The organism is Salinimicrobium catena (genome assembly GCF_900102915.1).
In the GTDB taxonomy this organism is placed as follows: Bacteria; Bacteroidota; Bacteroidia; order Flavobacteriales; family Flavobacteriaceae; genus Salinimicrobium; species Salinimicrobium catena.
On the sequence record NZ_FNGG01000005.1, the window covers coordinates 49,329 to 60,967 of the forward strand.

Here is an 11,639-nt window from a genome sequence, read left to right on the forward strand (position 1 = left end):
GACGGAATTATGTTATTATAAAAAAATGGGCGCGAAATAAACAGGAAATGTTTATATACGCAAAAGGGTTTAGACCTCAGAGAACCTAATCCCCGGGTCTAAACCTATATGAGTTTGTAGGCTTCGCTTACTTAAGCTCAACCTCAGCTCCTGCTTCTTCTAACTGTGCTTTTAATGCTTCAGCTTCGTCTTTAGCAACTCCTTCTTTCACTGGTTTAGGAGCACCATCTACCAATTCTTTAGCGTCTTTAAGACCAAGACCGGTAAGTTCTTTTACTAATTTCACTACGGCTAGTTTAGATCCACCCGGAGCTTTAAGAATTACGTCAAATTCAGTTTGCTCTTCAGCTTCTTCTCCACCACCAGCAGCAGCACCACCAGCAACAGCTACAGCTGCAGCAGCAGGCTCAATACCGTATTCTTCTTTTAAAATATCAGCTAACTCGTTTACTTCTTTAACGGTCAAGTTAACTAATTGTTCTGCGAAATCTTTTAAATCTGCCATTTTCTATCGTTTTTAAAATGTAATGTAATTTATATTTGTTAAAAAGTGCGTACTTGGTTTATCCTTCTTTTTCAGAAAGGGTCTTAAGAATTCCAGCCAGTTTACCACCACCAGACTTAAGAGCCGAAACAACGTTCTTAGCAGGTGATTGTAGCAATCCAACGATATCCCCAATAACTTCTTCTTTGGATTTGATGTTCACCAGGGTCTCCAGGTAATCATCTCCCACATAGATAGCTTCTTCTACGAAAGCACCTTTTAGAAGGGGTCTGTCAGATTTCTTTCTGAATTCTTTGATCACTTTAGCAGGCGCGTTTCCAGTGTCAGAGAACATGATTGAAGTGTTTCCTTTCAATACAGAAGGAAGATCTCCAAAATCCTTATCTGAACTTTCCATGGCCTTGGCCAAAAGTGTATTTTTAACTACCGCAAGCTTCACATTGGCCTTAAAGCAGGCACGACGCAAATTTGAAGTATTTCCGGCGTTCAAACCTGAAATATCTGCCAGGTAAATAGTGTTATTTTCAGCTAACTGGGCAGTTAAATCTTCAATTACTCTTGATTTTTCTTCTCTTGTCATAATCCAATAATATTATTGCTCAGTGAACCTTTTAGTATCTATCTCCACGCTAGGACTCATGGTGCTAGACATGTGAATACTCTTAATGTATACACCTTTAGCAGCCGTAGGCTTCAATTTTACCAGGGTAGTTAATAATTCTCTTGCGTTCCCAGCAATCTTTTCAGCATCAAAAGACGCTTTTCCGATTCCTGCATGAACAATACCAGTTTTGTCAACTTTGAAGTCGATCTTACCGGCTTTCACGTCTGAAACAGCTTTTGCTACATCCATAGTTACCGTACCGGTCTTAGGGTTTGGCATAAGCCCTCTTGGTCCAAGAACACGTCCCAGTGGCCCAAGTTTACCCATAACGCTAGGCATAGTGATGATCACATCAACATCTGTCCATCCTCCCTTGATCTTATCAAGGTACTCGTCTAATCCAACATAATCTGCACCGGCAGCTTTAGCTTCTTCTTCCTTATCTGGAGTTACAAGAGCCAAAACTTTTACGTCTTTACCTGTACCGTGTGGTAAGGTAACAACACCTCGCACCATTTGATTTGCCTTACGCGGGTCTACGTTCAAACGAACTGCCAAATCCACAGAAGGATCAAAGTTTACGTTGGTAATCTCTTTTATTAAAGCTGAAGCTTCTGCAACCGAATAAGTTTTACCTTTTTCAAGTTTAGACTGTGCTTCCTTTTGCTTTTTAGTCAATCTTGCCATTCTTAATTTCTTTTTGGATTAAAAAGGTGCTTGTCCTTTTACAGTAATTCCCATAGATCTTGCTGTTCCAGCTACCATTTTCATTGCAGACTCAACAGTAAATGCATTTAGATCCTGCATTTTATCTTCAGCAATGGCTCTTACCTGATCCCAAGAAACACTAGCTACTTTCTTACGGTTTGGCTCACCAGACCCTTTTTTAGCTTTTGCAGCTTCCAAAATTTGCACTGCAGCCGGAGGGGTTTTAATTACAAAGTCAAAAGACTTGTCTTTGTAAACAGTGATAACAACAGGCAATACTTTACCTTGCTTATCCTGGGTCCTTCCGTTGAATTGCTTACAGAACTCCATGATGTTCACCCCGGCAGCACCCAAAGCAGGACCTACTGGTGGTGAAGGGTTAGCAGCACCTCCGCGAACTTGCAACTTAACAACCTTACTTACTTCTTTTGCCATTTTTCTAATTTTAAGATGATAGTTTTGTTAGTGGAAGCATTACTTAAACTATCGAAAATATGTGTGTAACAGTTATTATACTTTTTCAACCTGCATATAGCTCAATTCCAGCGGCGTCTTCCTTCCGAAGATCTTCACCATCACCTCAAGCTTACGCTTCTCTTCATTTATCTTCTCTACAGTACCGTTAAACCCGTTGAAAGGTCCGTCGATAACTTTAATCGTTTCACCAATGGTAAATGGTATGGCTACATTGTCTGTCTTAACAGAAAGCTCATCAACCTTACCCAACATGCGGTTAACTTCAGATTTTCTAAGAGGCACAGGATCTCCGCCTTTGGTCTCTCCTAAAAACCCGATAACACCGTTAATCGATTTGATTATATGCGTAACTTCCCCGCCAAGATTTGCAAGGATCATTACATAACCGGGAAAGTAAACACGCTCTTTGTTCACTTTTTTCCCGTTTCTTATCTGGATCACTTTTTCGGTAGGAACAAGGACCTGGTCTATAAAATCTTCAAGACCTTCATGAGAGATCTCTCTCTCAATATATTCCTTCACCTTATTTTCCTGTCCGCTTACGGCACGAACTACATACCACTTTTTGTCTTTCACTTCTGCCATAGCAATACGATTTATGATTTGATCCACTCAAAATATTGCTCGATAGCACCGCTAAAGACAGTGTCTACTCCCCAGATCACCAAAGCAAAAATGATAGAAAAAACAGCCACAACCACGGTAAGTCTTTGAGCTTCTGACCAGGTTGGCCAGGTTACGTGGTTCTTTAATTCGTTGTATGACTCTGATAAATAATTTGCTATTCCTGCCATGGTATTTTAATTTTATTCACCCGATTTTTGCGGGCGCAGGCTCAAAGAATTTTATCTGCTGAAGAAATCTTTTGCCCCATTGATCAATATTATTTAGGAATACAGGGTAATAACCGAACATTTCCTTAAGCACGGGTTGAGAGACTCGAACTCCCGACACCTGGTTTTGGAGACCAGTGCTCTACCAACTGAGCTAAACCCGTAAGTATAAGTTAAGGCATTCACCGGGGTGAATACCTTAACTTTATATCAAAAGACTATTCTTAGTCTAAGATTTCAGTAACCTGTCCAGCACCTACAGTTCTACCACCTTCACGGATAGCGAAACGTAGACCAACGTTCATTGCGATTGGCTGGATAAGATCTACAGTAATTGTAAGGTTATCACCTGGCATTACCATCTCAACACCTTCTGGAAGGTTGATAGTTCCAGTTACGTCAGTTGTACGTACGTAGAACTGTGGACGGTAGTTGTTGTGGAATGGAGTGTGACGACCACCTTCTTCTTTCTTAAGGATATAAACCTCAGCTTTGAATTTAGCGTGTGGAGTTACAGATCCTGGTTTAGTGATTACCATACCTCTTGAGATCTGAGTTTTCTCAATACCTCTAAGAAGAAGACCTACGTTATCTCCAGCTTCACCTCTATCAAGAATCTTACGGAACATCTCAACTCCAGTAATAGTAGAAGTAAGTTTTCCAGCTCCCATACCAATGATCTCTACAGGATCTCCAGTGTTAGCAACACCAGTCTCTATACGACCAGTAGCAACAGTACCACGACCAGTAATAGAGAATACATCTTCGATAGGCATTAGGAAAGGCTTATCAACGTCACGCTGTGGAAGCTCGATCCAGCTATCAACAGCCTCCATCAATTCCAATACAGTGTCAACCCATTTTTGCTCACCGTTAAGTGCACCAAGAGCTGAACCAGAAATAACAGGACCGTTATCACCATCATATTCGTAGAAAGAAAGAAGATCTCTTACTTCCATCTCAACTAGTTCTAATAATTCTTCATCGTCAACCATGTCAACTTTGTTCAAGAATACAACGATTCTTGGAATACCAACCTGACGTCCTAATAGGATGTGTTCACGAGTTTGTGGCATTGGACCATCAGTAGCCGCAACTACAAGGATAGCACCGTCCATCTGAGCAGCACCAGTTACCATGTTCTTAACGTAATCGGCGTGACCTGGACAGTCAACGTGAGCGTAGTGACGATTAGCAGTTGAGTACTCTACGTGTGAAGAGTTAATGGTAATACCTCTTTCTTTTTCTTCCGGAGCATTATCAATCTGATCAAAAGATCTAGCTTCTGAATAACCAGCATCAGCCAATACTTTAGTAATAGCTGCTGTTAAAGTTGTTTTTCCGTGATCTACGTGCCCAATAGTACCTATGTTAAGGTGCGGTTTGGACCGATCGTAAGTTTCCTTTGCCATAATTAATACTTATTTAATCTTAGTTATATATTAGTGTTCAATTTTATACAAAATCTAGAGCCAACGACGGGAATTGAACCCGTGACCTCTTCCTTACCAAGGAAACGCTCTACCCCTGAGCTACGTCGGCAAAAAAGCTTATCTCCAAAAAGTCAAACCTTATGGAGATAAAAATCTAGCGGGTCTATTCACTAAATTTCACAAGACAAGATCTGCGCGTTCACGAGATCTTTCTTTGTTGAGCGGGAGACCGGGTTCGAACCGGCGACATTCAGCTTGGAAGGCTGACGCTCTACCAACTGAGCTACTCCCGCAGTACCTTAAACTTCCAAATTTCAAGCACCAAATTCCAATTTGGTATTTGGAATTTGATTTTTTGGAATTTTAAATTTTGTGGGGAGAGCAGGATTCGAACCTGCGAAGTTAAAAAACAACAGATTTACAGTCTGTCCTCGTTGGCCGCTTGAGTATCTCCCCAATTTTTACCTTTTCCAGTATTTCACAGAACCACCGCTTTGGAATGGCTTGCTTTTTGAAGCCGCAAATTAATAGAAAATAAAACTATCTTCCAAAGCTTTTTTTCAAAAAATTAAGAACTAAAAGAGAAGTTTATCTTAATTCACATCAGATCAATTTCTTAATCTGAATTCCTCTCTTTTTTCAAAATTTCAAGAGCCGATGGAGGGACTCGAACCCACGACCTGCTGATTACAAATCAGCTGCTCTAGCCAGCTGAGCTACATCGGCAAAGAACTTCTTTTCACAAAAAAAGTCCGCTATTTCTAACGGACTGCAAATGTATTCATTTTTTTCAGTTCTCAAAACATTTCTAAAAAATATTTTAAGCAACCTGAGGGTTAAATTTTTTCTTTCGTTTTTGAAGCTGCCTTTCCAGCGAACTAACGCACTCATCTACACCCACTTCAAACCTTCGGCCCTTCTTTTTACAAATGATCTCATCTCCCGGTATGCTCAAAAGAATTTCTGAAACCTTGTTCTCTTTTTCACTGGTGTTTTGAACTTTTAGATAAACATCGGCATAAATGACGTTGTCAAAATGATTCTCCAGTTTGTCCAGCTTCTTTTGAATGAAATTAATCAATTTTTGATCTGCAGTGAAGTTGACCGATTGTACGTTCATTTTCATAGTACTTGAAGTTTAATTAAACAATTATTGAGGTCCCTTTTTCCTGCTCCGGGGGTGCGCGTTATTGTAAACCCTGTTCAATTCGGCCATGCTGTTATGGGTGTAAACCTGGGTAGCAGCAAGACTGGAATGTCCTAGGAGTTCTTTTACAGCATTTATATGAGCACCCTGGTTCAGTAAATGAGTTGCAAAAGAATGCCGCAGTATATGCGGGCTCTTCTTTAACTTACTCGAGATACCTCTAAAATAATTATTAATTGTTCTATAAACAAGCGAATCATACATTTTAACGCCCTTACCGGTGAGAAATAAATAACCCTCAGAAAGGCTATTTTCCACCGCTTTTCGTTCAGGCAAATACTCTTCCAATACTTCTACAACAAAAGGCAAAAGAGGGATAAATCGCTCCTTGTTCCCCTTCCCTATCACTTTTAAGGACCTGCCCGGTACATCCACGTTTTGCAGCTTGATATTGATGAGCTCACTCCTTCTTATACCGGTGGAATACAGCAGCACGACCATGAGCTTATTCCGGATCTCCTCAAAACCTGCTGCCGGAAAAGCGTCAAGTGCCAGGTCGATCTCTTTTTCGGAAAAAGGGACCTGCAGCTTTTTCGAGATTTTCAAGGCTTTATGTTTGGCAAGAGGAGAGATCTCCAGCTGTTTTGTCTTCTGAAGGAACTTGTAATAAGATTTTAGAGAAGATATCTTCCTGTTGATGCTGGAATTGGAAAGCCCCTCTTCTACCAGTTGCACGAGCCAGCTGCGCACCTGCGGATAAGCCACCTCCTTGAGGTTCTGCCCCTGATATTGAAACTCTATAAACTCCGCGAAAGCCTCCAGATCCTTCTTATAGGCAGTGACAGTATGCTGAGAATAGTTCTTTTCCAGTTCAAGGTATTGCAGAAAGGAATGGAGTTGGTTTTGGGGCATAAAAAAACTGTTGACAAGCAAAGTTATCAAACTTTAACTTACCAACAGTTCATTTATTTGTATATCTAAGAACTAAAGCTTAGGATTCGATACTAGATCTCTTCCTGATCTCTTAAGTGCTGAATGTACTGCGCTTTTTGGACTTGAGCTCTACGTTCTACAGACGGTTTTGTGAAATGCTGACGACTTCTCAACTGACGCATAGTTCCTGTGCGATCAAATTTACGCTTGAAACGCTTCAGCGCTCTATCAATATTCTCTCCGTCTTTTACTGGTATTATTAACATAGTGTCACCTCCTTTCTTTAAAAATTTTGAGTTGCAAAGATACTCCTTAATTACAATCTCACAATTAAATTTTATAAATTTTTCAGTTTTAAAATAAGTAGTTGAAAAAATTCCAAATTCCAAGCTCCAAATTCCAGATCTTGAATTCTGAATCTTGAATTATTTAGCCGCCGGCTTATACTCCTTCTTATCTATGACCATCTTTGCTATCACCTCTTTCAGGATCTCTGAGGTACCTCCTCCAATAGGCCCCAGTCTGCTGTCGCGGGAAAGCCTTGCCAGCGGATAATCTTCCATGTATCCATACCCTCCAAGGAACTGAAGGCATTTATAGATCACCTCATCGGCCATCTTTGTGGAAAGCAGTTTAGACATGCTCGCTTCCTTCACCACGTATTCTCCCTTTCCAAGTCTTTCAGCAACCGAGTAATTGAATTCTTTGTTCATTTCCACCTCACTGGCCATTTCGGCTATGCTGTGACGCAGCGCCTGGAACTTATCAATGGTCTTTCCAAAAGCAACTCTTTCGCTCATGTATTGCAAAGTGTAATCAAGCGCATATTCTGCACGGGCATGTGCGTTGATCCCCATGATGAGCCTCTCAAAAGCGAAATGCTGCATGATATAAGGGAAACCTTTACCCTCTTCGCCCATAAGATGAGACGCGGGAATTTCAACATTATCAAATGCGATCTCGGCGGTATCTGATGCTCTCCATCCAAGTTTATCCAATTTGGTGGCAGAGATCCCAGGAGTGTCTCTGTCCACAATAAAAATGCTCATCCCTTTGTTATGCAGCTCGGGATTGGTCTTGGCAGCAACCACCAGGTAATCTGAATAAACTCCGTTAGTGATAAACGTCTTGGATCCGTTGATCACATATTTATCTCCTTTTTTAACAGCGGTGGTTTTCATGCCGGCCACGTCACTTCCTCCAAAAGGCTCAGTGATACAAAGGCAGCCAATTTTCTTTCCTTCAATGCTGGCGGTAAGATATTTTTGCTTGATCTCCTCGCTTCCTTCTTTCGCCACGTGCGTCATTGCCAGGTATGCGTGGGCCCACATGGCAGCCGCAAATCCGCCACTATTTATTTTTTGTAACTCTTCCAGAAAGATCACGGTATAAAAAATATCCAGTCCCATTCCGCCGTACTGCTCAGGATAATTGATCCCGAAGTAGCCCATCTCACCGAATTTCTCCCAGATGAACCTTTCAATGGTTCCGGTCTTTTCCCATTTTTCGATGTGCGGCACAACTTCCTTCTGCAAAAACTCCTGAAAGCTTTTTCTGAATAATTCGTGTTCCTCTGTAAAATATCTGCTGTTCATAATGTCTTTAAATTCTGATTTTCCTGAATGTTTTCGGGGGATAATTTTCTAGTCGATTGCCAAATATAACTGAATTCCCTTTATTTTCTCTACCGGAAAACCGGGAATGTTCCCCAATTCCTCAAAAGATTTGATGCCGTTCTGACTTTGGCGATAGCTCACCACCTTCCTGGCAAGTTCATAATTGAAATATGGCAGCTTTGATAATGCAATAATATCTATGGAGTTCAGATCTTGTTTTGGATGGTTTACATTCCGGACCTCAAATCTTTGCAACAGCCGCTGTATCACTTCCGACGAAAGGCCATAGACATCCTGAAGCTGAACTTCTCCCCTGTAGCCCCCAATGCTTTCCCTGTACTTCACGATCCTGGCCGATAGCTTTTCCCCAATCCCATTGATCTGCTGAAGGTCTTCGGAAGTTGCCGCGTTCAGGTCCTGTTTCCTGAGAGGTGCTTCAGAAATGTTATTCTTAAAAGACTTTGCTTCGGAAGGTTTTTGTCGCCATTCCGGAAATTTAAAGTATGGAGCAATTTTCCGGAGCAAGGAATCAGAGACCTGCGTTACCTGCTGAAAGTCTTCCGCAGAATTCACCCACAGTTCCTTACCCCGGTGCGCATGTAAACGATCGATCTCTTCAGGTGACATTCCCATGAGGTAACCATTATAATCTGAGATGTAATTTGGATTGAAAGGCGCCATTTCAACTGAATCTTTTTTGGCCGCCGCTACAGCCTTCAGGGAATCTATTTCCCGCTGCAGCTCCAGCAGCTCTTCCTCTTCTTCGGGAGGCAGGGCCGCTTTGGAAGAAAAAGGACCGAAGAAGTAGATCAACTGCAGCACCACTATGATCAGCACCAAAAGAAAGATCCCATTCTGTTGACTTCTGCTGAAAACAAAATGGGATCTGAAATCTTTCATTATATAGTAATTAAGAAGCTTTCTTCACTTTTTCCTTTTCAGGTTTATGAAAAAGCTCTCCTGCTTTCAATTTTCGGCTGTATTCGCGCAGGTCGTTTCTCACTTCGCCAGACATCATATAGAGTCCAATGATGTTAGGGAAAGACATGGCGAGGATCATCATATCTGAGAAATCAAGCACAGCTCCAAGGCTCACAGAAGCTCCCACCACTACGAACACTAGGAAAAGGGCTTTGTAAGCAAGTTCGATCTTGGTGCTTTTTCCAAACAGGTAAGTCCATGCTCTCATTCCGTAGTAAGACCAGGAGATCATGGTTGAGAACGCGAAAAGGAAAACTGCTGTAGCCAGTACATATGGGAACCAGGAGATAACACTTCCAAAAGCGCTTGAAGTAAGTTCTACCCCTCCAACTCCTTCAACTTCGTGCATTCCGGTAAAGATAAGTACTAACGCAGTCAAGGTACAAACCACTACAGTATCGATGAACGGCTCAAGCAAGGCTACAAAACCTTCAGAAGGCGGATGATTGGTCTTGGCCGCACTGTGAGCGATGGCCGCAGAACCAACCCCGGCTTCATTCGAGAAGGCCGCACGCTGGAACCCTACAATAAGAACCCCTATAATTCCACCTTTTAAAGCGCTTGGACTGAATGCCCCGTCCCAGATAGCGGTCAAGGCAGGACCTAAGTTTTCAATGTTCACTCCAATTACCACAAGGGCTCCAAGAATATACACAGCTGCCATGATAGGCACGATCTTACCGGTTACCTTGGCGATACTACTGATACCTCCAATGATCACCACTCCTACAAGAATAGCTACAATTACTCCAAAGATGAATCCGTTTCCTTCAAGCAGTGGGAACTCTCCGGCCAGGATTACGAATGACTGGTTGGCCTGGAACATGTTACCACCTCCAAAAGATGCTCCAATAGCAAGGATAGCAAAGAAAACGGCAAGCAATTTCCCAAGACCTTTCTAGCCTCTTCTTTCCAGTCCATATCTAAGATAGTTCATAGGTCCACCAAATACGCGACCTTCAGAGTTGATGAAACGATATTTTACACCAAGGGTACATTCCACGAATTTTGAAGACATTCCCAGGAGTCCGGCAACGATCATCCACATTGTAGCTCCTGCCCCTCCAAGGGATACGGCAACTGCAACCCCGGCGATGTTACCAAGACCTACAGTTCCTGAAACCGCAGTAGCAAGTGCCTGGAAGTGGGTAACCTGTCCCGGCGCATTAGGATCGTCATATTTTCCTTTGGCCAGCTGTAAGGCATGTTTGAATCCGCGGATGTTGATAAAGCCCATCCGTAGCGTGAAGAAAAGGGCTCCAAACACCAGCCAGATCACGATGAAGGGAATATTTTTGGTTTGAGGGTCTCCATTAGGATGCAAAAGGGCAACCGGCTCATCATATTGAATGGAAGCCAGATATTGGGCTCCCTGCTCGATCACGTGCTGTTTGTTCTCAGAGTTGTAGATCATTCCACCTTCTTCTACCAAATATTTCAAGTTCCCGGCGGCATTGGCGTAAGCGGTAATATCTTCTCCGTTCTTTGAAACTATAGCGATGGCATCTCCTTCTTCCACATGTTCTCCTTCAGATTTCAACCACTCCTTAAGAATGAATTGACCTTCAACGGTTGCAGACCACTCTGGTGCAGGAACTCTTTTTACATCAGCGTATACCACAGGATCATAAACCCCTATGGCTGAAAACGGATCCCAGAAAAGCACGTTACCCATACCGGCTACGATGGGTGAAAAGGTTCCGTTGAAATGTTCTGTAATTGCTTTTGCGGGTACGGTGAATTCTTCAGAAACTTCATTTCCCGCAGCATCGGTCACTGTGACAGAGTAAGGCACTCCTTCAACAAGGCCTTCAGAGATCGGTGAATCCAGCGGAGTGGATTGATTGGACCACTTGTAGGTATAAGGCGGGGTTCCTCCTTCAACGTTCAACTCAATGAACCCATTATTAATAATTTTGGATGGATTCTCGATCTCGGCATTTAGCTTTAGCTCCTGGGCGTAGAGGGTAAATACTGAAACCGAAAATAAAAATGAAAGCAAGTACTTTCTCATAAAGATCTAATTAAAAATTTAATTAAGGATTGTGTTTTTCGGCGAAGCAAGATGCTAAAAAAATTAACGTTTTCAAATTTTACTGAGTTAAATTGCCAACAAAACGTTAATCAACAACCTATTTCAGAGGTTTTTCTGCCCGTAATTACCGCTAAAGATCAAAAACCGAAGTGCGCTTGGCATAAAGCATATCCTTAAACTTCAGCAAGAACGCAAGGGTTAGGTACACAGCAAACCAGGCCCCAAAAGTGGCAAAAGAGAGATAGATGAAGAACAGGCGCACGTTCTTAGCCCGCATCCCCAGCTTATCTGCAAACCTCGAGGAAACGTAGAAACCGTGCCGCTCAAAGAAATGCCTTATTTGATTGATTATTTTGCTCATAGCACA

The 11,639-nt window shown here is 42.2% G+C and carries 13 protein-coding genes, 5 tRNA genes and 1 pseudogene; all 19 read right to left on the bottom strand.

Annotation, left to right across the window (positions count from 1 at the left end; all coding sequences use genetic code 11):
• Positions 1-127: 127 nt before the first annotated feature.
• A complete protein-coding gene (gene rplL / locus BLS64_RS10915) occupies positions 128-505 on the bottom strand; it encodes a 50S ribosomal protein L7/L12 (RefSeq protein ID WP_093113629.1) in 378 nt (125 codons plus the stop codon).
• Positions 506-563: 58 nt separating this feature from the next.
• Positions 564-1,085, bottom strand: a complete 522-nt coding sequence (rplJ, locus tag BLS64_RS10920) for a 50S ribosomal protein L10 (protein WP_093113628.1) — start codon at positions 1,083-1,085, stop codon at positions 564-566.
• 12 nt (positions 1,086-1,097) lie between these two features.
• A complete protein-coding gene (gene rplA, locus BLS64_RS10925; RefSeq protein ID WP_093113627.1) occupies positions 1,098-1,796 on the bottom strand; it encodes a 50S ribosomal protein L1 in 699 nt (232 codons plus the stop codon).
• A gap of 18 nt (positions 1,797-1,814) precedes the next feature.
• Positions 1,815-2,252, bottom strand: coding sequence for a 50S ribosomal protein L11 (rplK, locus tag BLS64_RS10930; protein ID WP_093113626.1), 438 nt, complete (start codon positions 2,250-2,252; stop codon positions 1,815-1,817).
• Between the two features lie 75 nt (positions 2,253-2,327).
• Positions 2,328-2,879, bottom strand: a complete 552-nt coding sequence (gene nusG, locus BLS64_RS10935) for a transcription termination/antitermination protein NusG (protein WP_093113625.1) — start codon at positions 2,877-2,879, stop codon at positions 2,328-2,330.
• Between the two features lie 11 nt (positions 2,880-2,890).
• Entirely contained in the window at positions 2,891-3,088 is a 198-nt protein-coding gene (gene secE, locus BLS64_RS10940; RefSeq protein WP_093113624.1) for a preprotein translocase subunit SecE, read from the bottom strand.
• A 130-nt stretch (positions 3,089-3,218) separates the two neighbouring features.
• A tRNA-Trp gene (locus BLS64_RS10945) sits at positions 3,219-3,291 on the bottom strand.
• A 60-nt stretch (positions 3,292-3,351) separates the two neighbouring features.
• On the bottom strand, positions 3,352-4,539 hold the full coding sequence (gene tuf / locus BLS64_RS10950; protein WP_093113623.1) for an elongation factor Tu: 1,188 nt from the start codon (positions 4,537-4,539) through the stop codon (positions 3,352-3,354).
• A 58-nt stretch (positions 4,540-4,597) separates the two neighbouring features.
• Positions 4,598-4,669: transfer RNA gene (locus BLS64_RS10955), tRNA-Thr, on the bottom strand.
• A 111-nt stretch (positions 4,670-4,780) separates the two neighbouring features.
• Positions 4,781-4,853, bottom strand: a tRNA-Gly gene (locus BLS64_RS10960).
• Positions 4,854-4,933: 80 nt separating this feature from the next.
• Positions 4,934-5,016: transfer RNA gene (locus BLS64_RS10965), tRNA-Tyr, on the bottom strand.
• 196 nt (positions 5,017-5,212) lie between these two features.
• Positions 5,213-5,286, bottom strand: a tRNA-Thr gene (locus BLS64_RS10970).
• 94 nt (positions 5,287-5,380) lie between these two features.
• Positions 5,381-5,686: a ribosome hibernation-promoting factor, HPF/YfiA family gene (hpf, locus tag BLS64_RS10975; protein ID WP_093113622.1), complete on the bottom strand. Its 306-nt coding sequence runs from the start codon at positions 5,684-5,686 to the stop codon at positions 5,381-5,383.
• Positions 5,687-5,710: 24 nt separating this feature from the next.
• Entirely contained in the window at positions 5,711-6,619 is a 909-nt protein-coding gene (locus BLS64_RS10980) for a tyrosine-type recombinase/integrase (RefSeq protein WP_093113621.1), read from the bottom strand.
• A gap of 92 nt (positions 6,620-6,711) precedes the next feature.
• The gene (gene rpsU / locus BLS64_RS10985; protein ID WP_093113677.1) at positions 6,712-6,906 is read right to left on the bottom strand and encodes a 30S ribosomal protein S21; all 195 of its coding nucleotides are present in this window, start codon (positions 6,904-6,906) and stop codon (positions 6,712-6,714) included.
• A gap of 159 nt (positions 6,907-7,065) precedes the next feature.
• On the bottom strand, positions 7,066-8,235 hold the full coding sequence (locus tag BLS64_RS10990) for an acyl-CoA dehydrogenase family protein (RefSeq protein WP_093113620.1): 1,170 nt from the start codon (positions 8,233-8,235) through the stop codon (positions 7,066-7,068).
• A gap of 48 nt (positions 8,236-8,283) precedes the next feature.
• Positions 8,284-9,156 (bottom strand): ComEA family DNA-binding protein, encoded by an 873-nt coding sequence (locus BLS64_RS10995; protein ID WP_093113619.1) that lies wholly within the window; start codon positions 9,154-9,156, stop codon positions 8,284-8,286.
• Between the two features lie 10 nt (positions 9,157-9,166).
• Positions 9,167-11,251: pseudogene (locus BLS64_RS11000) on the bottom strand (amino acid carrier protein).
• A 151-nt stretch (positions 11,252-11,402) separates the two neighbouring features.
• Positions 11,403-11,633: a PspC family transcriptional regulator gene (locus BLS64_RS11005; protein WP_093113618.1), complete on the bottom strand. Its 231-nt coding sequence runs from the start codon at positions 11,631-11,633 to the stop codon at positions 11,403-11,405.
• Between the last annotated feature and the right edge of the window lie 6 nt (positions 11,634-11,639).

Excerpts from the sequence above, each read along its gene's own strand:
- BLS64_RS10990 (WP_093113620.1), bottom strand. The coding sequence starts at position 8,235 with ATGAACAGCAGATATTTTACAGAGGAACACGAATTATTCAGAAAAAGC.
- hpf (WP_093113622.1), bottom strand. The coding sequence starts at position 5,686 with ATGAAAATGAACGTACAATCGGTCAACTTCACTGCAGATCAAAAATTG.
- rplA (WP_093113627.1), bottom strand. The coding sequence starts at position 1,796 with ATGGCAAGATTGACTAAAAAGCAAAAGGAAGCACAGTCTAAACTTGAA.
- rplK (WP_093113626.1), bottom strand. The coding sequence starts at position 2,252 with ATGGCAAAAGAAGTAAGTAAGGTTGTTAAGTTGCAAGTTCGCGGAGGT.
- BLS64_RS10980 (WP_093113621.1), bottom strand. The coding sequence starts at position 6,619 with ATGCCCCAAAACCAACTCCATTCCTTTCTGCAATACCTTGAACTGGAA.
- nusG (WP_093113625.1), bottom strand. The coding sequence starts at position 2,879 with ATGGCAGAAGTGAAAGACAAAAAGTGGTATGTAGTTCGTGCCGTAAGC.
- secE (WP_093113624.1), bottom strand. The coding sequence starts at position 3,088 with ATGGCAGGAATAGCAAATTATTTATCAGAGTCATACAACGAATTAAAG.
- rpsU (WP_093113677.1), bottom strand. The coding sequence starts at position 6,906 with ATGTTAATAATACCAGTAAAAGACGGAGAGAATATTGATAGAGCGCTG.
- BLS64_RS10995 (WP_093113619.1), bottom strand. The coding sequence starts at position 9,156 with ATGAAAGATTTCAGATCCCATTTTGTTTTCAGCAGAAGTCAACAGAAT.
- rplJ (WP_093113628.1), bottom strand. The coding sequence starts at position 1,085 with ATGACAAGAGAAGAAAAATCAAGAGTAATTGAAGATTTAACTGCCCAG.
- tuf (WP_093113623.1), bottom strand. The coding sequence starts at position 4,539 with ATGGCAAAGGAAACTTACGATCGGTCCAAACCGCACCTTAACATAGGT.
- rplL (WP_093113629.1), bottom strand. The coding sequence starts at position 505 with ATGGCAGATTTAAAAGATTTCGCAGAACAATTAGTTAACTTGACCGTT.
- BLS64_RS11005 (WP_093113618.1), bottom strand. The coding sequence starts at position 11,633 with ATGAGCAAAATAATCAATCAAATAAGGCATTTCTTTGAGCGGCACGGT.